Here is a 3,900-nt window from a genome sequence, read left to right on the forward strand (position 1 = left end):
GTTTTCTTACTGACTCTTCCCATAATTATAAAGTTATCATTTTTTGAAAACACTATCTTATTTATAGTATCTTAATTGTCCACTTTTTGCTGACGATTTACATATCTCTTCTCTAGCGCTGTATCTAACAATGTAGTAATAACATCTACATCAGTAGTAGCGAAGACTTTTGCTAACTCTTTTTCCTCAATAAATTTATAATCAGTAATTAGATTGACAAAACTTAAATGGCGATAAAACTGCTGTATCCCTAATGGGTGAAAGACAATAACGACTCTGTGCACTCTCCCCACCTGCTTCACATGAAGTATGTCTTCTCTAATAGGAGTGAATATCTGATAATCATCTGCTCCTTTATTAAACGCCATCGATCCATCACTAGCTAGCTGATGAGAGGCGTAGATAGAGATTGTATTATTATAATGAGGAAAGCACTGGTACTCTCTCACCTCATTATTGGGCTTTATATCTAAGTAGTAATAGTCCACATACTTCTTTACTAAAGCACTATTAGGACTAAAGGTTTCAAAAATCTCTTTCATTACCGCTTAATTTATTTAGTTATACATTACTTACCTCTACTCTATCCCTATTATTAAGTCCACTCGTTTAATAGTATCCCCCATCGGTTCTATATCACTATCTGACAAACTTCTATTCCACTCAGCATTCCATTCTTTTGGGCACTCTGCTGTACTCCCCATAAGACTCTGATAGTGGCTTTTAGCATAATTAGATGGTAGTAATTCTATTGCGTTTATAAATCTTATCTCTATAAGTTTAACTCCTTTATACGAAGGTATTATAAAACCTCTTTAGTAAACTTGATAAAGCACAATCTTTCTAAAATATTTTTATTACAATTTGGATAGCTAAACACAATAGTCGTTTTAAAGGATAAGCCATTTTATACTACATCGTACACACCTTATAACGAGATAAATATATCAAAAAAAAAGCTACTACATTAAACGTAAAAACCATTATTGTCAGTAAATTGCATAAAAACAATTCATCGACAATGGAAAAGAAATTAGTAGTAATCACAGGTGCTAGCTCTGGCTTCGGTATGGAACTAGCTAAAGAATTCGCTAACAGTGGACATCCTCTACTATTATTAGCGAGAAGACTGGATAAAATGGAAGCTTTAAACTTACCAAATACACTATGCAAAAGTGTAGATGTAGCTAATAAAGATGCTTTCGAAAAAGCAATCCGTGAAGCTGAGGCAATATATGGCAAGACAGACTTATTAATTAATAATGCAGGTGTAATGCTATTAGGTGATTTAGCTACTCAGGATCCTCAAGAATGGAAACAAATGCTTGATATCAATGTATTAGGTGTCATGAACGGTATGCAAGCTGTAATGGGAGATATGAAGGATAGACAAACAGGAACTATTATCAATGTATCCTCAATAGCTGGTGTATTACCCTTTCATAATCACGCTGCCTACTGTGCTAGTAAATATGCTGTAAGAGGAGTAACACAAACTGCTCGTTTAGAACTTAGTCCTTATAATGTGCGTATTATTTCTGTTGAGCCTGGAGCAGTAGCAACAGAGCTCTTAAGCCATACAACTAGTGAAGATATTAAAGAGGGCTATAAAGAGTGGATGAAATCATCTGGAGCAAACCGTATTCAAGCTATTGATGTAGCGCGTACTATCAAATTTGCTTACGACTTACCTCAGAGCGTATTATTACGAGAACTGATTATCTCAGATACAAAACAAAACGCTTAAAATAACAAAACGCTTATAGCTATAAACTATAAGCGTTTATTTTTACTTTATATTGTGCATTGAAATCTGGAAATCACTTGGCCTGACATTAAACAATTGCTGAAAAGTATTGCTAAAAGCAGCAATATTAGAATAGCCAACATCGAAGGCTATTTCACTCACATTCTTATCTGTACTCATCAGAAGCTCCATAGCCTTAATCATTCTTACCATCTTTAAATATTGCAAAAACGAAATATCTAAATGAGATTTAAATAATCTTGTCAACGTCCTCACACTATAGCCAAATAACTCAGCTATTCCATTTAGAGTTAATGCTTCTCCTAAATTCTTTTGCATATACTCTGTGATCAACAACATTTTAGGCTCTTCTGTTGTAGGCAATTGAATAGAAAATGATTTACCTGGATGCTGCATAATATAGTGCTTCATCGTAGATAAAAACTCATACACCCAAGTATCAGGTAGGATAATTCCCTTCCACTGCCTAGCATAGATCAACATCTCATACATCAAATTACTCACTGGATAAATGTATAGGCTTCCCAAAAAACGTAACAGTTGTTAATTCGAAATTACTATTTTTACACTAAACAAACTAAGCAATAATCTGTAATTGTATGGAGATCGAAAAACAACATCAATACTTTATTCAAGCGTTAAACAATAGACTTTGTCTGTTACAACAAAACATGGTAGCCAATTTGAAAATGCTTTTTGAAGGAGATTATCTACCCTTAAAAAATGAATATTCCTTCGAGTCTATCGAATGTTTTTACTTTGAGTATATGTATGATTCTTTAGACATTGTGGTTTGGGCACAGGACATACAAGAGGATGTGATTTCTATTGGTGCCAAGAAAATGCTATCAGACATATCAGACTCCATCTTTTCAAAGGAGTTAGATAGAGCCTTTTACGACTTAGAAGAACAATGGGGAGAAACCGAAGAAGAACTGGATGCTTTTGACAAGTTAACAGAACAACTAGATCAAAGCAAAGATGAAATACTTACCAAATGGTTTGTAGAATGTTGGATAGAAGCAAAAAAAGACAGCGCCTACAACCAAAGGGGATTCTTTAGTATACACGATACAATATACCGCACTTGCCTACCCTAAATACACATTGTTTAAAGAAACTTTAGCTAAGATTCCCTTTAAGCTATAAAGCGCCTTAGATTACATCTTTCACCATTAAACTAACACACTTTGCCATTGTCCAAACAACTCCAGAGGAATTGATTCAGCAAGCGCCTTGGAATTGATATCATCTCCTATAACCCTATACTGAAACTCATACCCTTGTTTAAACAAGTCAAAAGCCACAAACTGCATTAGCCTTGTACTATTCTCTATAGAATCAAATGATGGTAATACCACAGGCTGTACATCCACTATCTCATTACTTTGCCTCCATTTAACAGCAATGGCTATAGCGATTAACTCCGCATTTTCAATTATCCCGTATAAGTTTTGTTTTTCAAAATCAACTGATAACGCATCTACACCACTTGCAATTAGAGATGATTCAAACCCTTTGAGTAATGCTGAATCTTCTGCTAACAACTTGCGAACACCAACTGTACTAATAATCCCATCTTCAAAATCATCTATCAAATCTTCTTTTTCTAATTCACCAAAGTAGTAAAGCCCATAAACACATGAGAGTCTCAACCCCATCTGCTTTACAATAGAGTGGAATATTTCCAAGCTCATATCCTCTTCTTTTGCAATTCGTTTGGCAAACTCACTACTCGCACAAACAGTAGCAATACAATGTCCATTGTTCATTTTCACAAGGGCAATTTGTTCACTTTCACTTACATTTTTACTAATTAGTAAGGTCAACAGTTCATCGGTATGTAGAAGTTTTGCCCTCCATAAGTTGTTTAGCCCAATACTTTTGGATTACATCGGAAAAAATGCGATTCATTTTAAAGTCAGTTTAAAGCTACAAAGCTAAGTAGTTATTGCCATTATTAATACTTTATTATATCAATAACACTTTGTTTACACAAAAGATAAACCTAACCTTCAGATTAACACAATAAAAAAAACAATTACCAACAAAAGTAATTTATGTTGTAAAATAAGTAAATAACACCTTAAAATACAATTCAGATGCACAGTTATATCCTCTTATTCTTAAAC

6 protein-coding genes are annotated in these 3,900 nt (G+C 34.0%); 2 read left to right on the plus strand and 4 right to left on the minus strand.

Going from position 1 to position 3,900, the window contains the following annotated elements:
- Positions 1-71 precede the first annotated feature (71 nt).
- Both GOQ24_RS13320 and GOQ24_RS16825 read right to left on the minus strand, forming a co-directional pair.
- Positions 72-542: a hypothetical protein gene (locus GOQ24_RS13320; protein WP_243731281.1), complete on the minus strand. Its 471-nt coding sequence runs from the start codon at positions 540-542 to the stop codon at positions 72-74.
- 36 nt (positions 543-578) lie between these two features.
- Complete coding sequence (locus GOQ24_RS16825; RefSeq protein ID WP_258204146.1) at positions 579-704, minus strand: hypothetical protein; 126 nt, start codon at positions 702-704, stop codon at positions 579-581.
- 317 nt (positions 705-1,021) lie between these two features.
- On the opposite strand from GOQ24_RS16825, the gene GOQ24_RS13325 reads away from it, so the two are divergent.
- Complete coding sequence (locus tag GOQ24_RS13325; protein WP_155091284.1) at positions 1,022-1,747, plus strand: SDR family oxidoreductase; 726 nt, start codon at positions 1,022-1,024, stop codon at positions 1,745-1,747.
- Between the two features lie 42 nt (positions 1,748-1,789).
- On the opposite strand, the gene GOQ24_RS13330 is transcribed toward GOQ24_RS13325, so the two are convergent.
- Positions 1,790-2,296, minus strand: coding sequence for a helix-turn-helix transcriptional regulator (locus GOQ24_RS13330; RefSeq protein ID WP_230381492.1), 507 nt, complete (start codon positions 2,294-2,296; stop codon positions 1,790-1,792).
- Between the two features lie 71 nt (positions 2,297-2,367).
- On the opposite strand from GOQ24_RS13330, the gene GOQ24_RS13335 reads away from it, so the two are divergent.
- The gene (locus tag GOQ24_RS13335) at positions 2,368-2,868 is read left to right on the plus strand and encodes a hypothetical protein (protein ID WP_155091283.1); all 501 of its coding nucleotides are present in this window, start codon (positions 2,368-2,370) and stop codon (positions 2,866-2,868) included.
- Positions 2,869-2,943: 75 nt separating this feature from the next.
- Here GOQ24_RS13335 and GOQ24_RS13340 read toward each other — a convergent pair whose 3' ends face one another.
- Entirely contained in the window at positions 2,944-3,546 is a 603-nt protein-coding gene (locus tag GOQ24_RS13340) for a hypothetical protein (RefSeq protein ID WP_155091282.1), read from the minus strand.
- Positions 3,547-3,900 lie beyond the last annotated feature (354 nt).

Origin of the sequence: Myroides sp. LoEW2-1, from assembly GCF_009767705.1 — a bacterium.
In the GTDB taxonomy this organism is placed as follows: Bacteria; Bacteroidota; Bacteroidia; order Flavobacteriales; family Flavobacteriaceae; genus Flavobacterium; species Flavobacterium album_A.

What these genes read in the sequence shown, in the direction of transcription:
- GOQ24_RS13325 (WP_155091284.1), top strand. Translation starts at nt 1,022, where the DNA reads ATGGAAAAGAAATTAGTAGTAATCACAGGTGCTAGCTCTGGCTTCGGT.
- GOQ24_RS13320 (WP_243731281.1), bottom strand. Translation starts at nt 542, where the DNA reads ATGAAAGAGATTTTTGAAACCTTTAGTCCTAATAGTGCTTTAGTAAAG.
- GOQ24_RS16825 (WP_258204146.1), bottom strand. Translation starts at nt 704, where the DNA reads ATGGGGAGTACAGCAGAGTGCCCAAAAGAATGGAATGCTGAGTGGAAT.
- GOQ24_RS13335 (WP_155091283.1), top strand. Translation starts at nt 2,368, where the DNA reads ATGGAGATCGAAAAACAACATCAATACTTTATTCAAGCGTTAAACAAT.